Annotated in this window: 1 protein-coding gene; it reads left to right on the top strand. The window is 67.5% G+C overall.

Features of this window, described 5'->3' with window-relative positions:
- A partial coding sequence (gene ltrA / locus RM590_RS35355; protein WP_394814042.1) for a group II intron reverse transcriptase/maturase occupies window positions 1–1,434 on the top strand: 1,434 nt, incomplete at its 5' end.
- Window positions 1,435–1,552: the final 118 nt, after the last annotated feature.

Here is a 1,552-nt window from a genome sequence, read left to right as displayed (position 1 = left end):
GCCCCGGTGAATACGGAGGCTCCGCGACAGCGGGTATCGGAGATGCAGACCAAGCTTCACCGTTGGGCGGTGGCCGACAAGAGCCGCCGGTTCGACGACCTGTTCAACCTTGTGCACGACCCGGCGACGCTGATCGTGGCGTTCGAGCGGGTCGCGGGCAACCGCGGTGCGAACACTCCGGGCGTGGACGGCCTGACGGCCGCCTGGGTCGAGGAGCGCGTCGGGGTGCCCGGGTTCCTGGAGGATTTGCGGTCCGCGCTGAAGGAGGGGACGTTTCGTCCCCTGCCGGTGCGCGAGCGCGTGATTCCGAAGCCCGGTGGCTCGGGGAAGGTCCGCAAGCTGGGCATTCCCACGATCGCCGATCGGGTGGTCCAGGCGGCGCTGAAGCTCGTGCTGGAACCGATCTTCGAGGCCGACTTTCTGCCGGTCTCCTACGGGTTCCGGCCCGGGCGGCGGGCGCACGACGCGATTGCCGAGATCCACATGTTCGGCTCCCGGGGCTACCAGTGGGTGCTGGACGCGGATATCGAGGCGTGCTTCGACCGGATCGACCATGCGGCCCTGATGGACCGGGTACGGCTCCGGGTGAAGGACAAGCGCGTGCTGTCGCTGGTGAAAGCCTTCCTCAAGGCCGGGGTGCTCACCGAGCAGTCCGGGCTTAAGGAGTCGGACACCGGCACCCCGCAGGGTGGGATCCTCTCGCCCCTGCTGGCCAACATCGCCTTGAGCGTGCTCGATGAGCACGTGATGGAGCCCTGGCGGCCGAACGGGACGATGGGGACGACCTATCGGCGTCACGCGCGTCGGAAGAAGGGCCTGCCGACCTGGCGAATCGTCCGCTACGCGGACGATTTCGTCGTGCTCGTGCACGGTCGTGAAGCCGACGTCGTTGCCTTGCGCGAGGACATCGCCGACGTGCTCGCCCCGGTCGGCCTGCGATTGTCGCCGGCCAAGACGCGGGTAGTGCACATGAGCGAGGGGTTCGACTTCCTCGGGTTCCACATCCAGTGGCGCCGAAAGCGAGGGACGAACCAGTGGTACGTCTATACCTTCATCGCCGACCGGCCCCTCAAGGCGGTGAAGGCGAAGATCCGTGCCATGACACACAGGGTGTCGCAGGCCGACCCCAGAACCATCCTGACGAGGATCAACCAGATCCTGCGCGGATGGACGAACTACTTCCGTTACGCGGTGTGCAAGCACACCCTCAGCAACCTGAGGCACTTCGTCCAGTGGCGAGTCTTCCGGTGGCTGAGGAAGCTGCACCGGTTGCGATGGAGGCAGTTGCGCCGCCTGTTCGTCACTCCCTCCGGGCGGTGGCGGCAGGTTGCCATGGGCGGGATCGAGTTGTTCGACCCCTCGTCGGTGACGGTCACCCGTTACCGATACCGGGGCACGATCCCGGCCCCCTGGGCGTCGGCGAACCACGTCTGACGGCAGAGTCCGTGGAGAGCCCGGTGCGTCGAGAGGCGCACGCCGGGTTCGGCGAGCGGCCCGGAGAAACGGACCGGTGGGAACACCGGCACCGCGCTCCGGGCCGACTCAACCAGCG

Source organism: Streptomyces litchfieldiae (assembly GCF_031845365.1).
In the GTDB taxonomy this organism is placed as follows: domain Bacteria; phylum Actinomycetota; class Actinomycetes; order Streptomycetales; family Streptomycetaceae; genus Streptomyces; species Streptomyces litchfieldiae.
The sequence above is the reverse complement of the archived record's forward strand: the minus strand, read 5'-3'. Positions and strand labels throughout refer to the sequence as shown.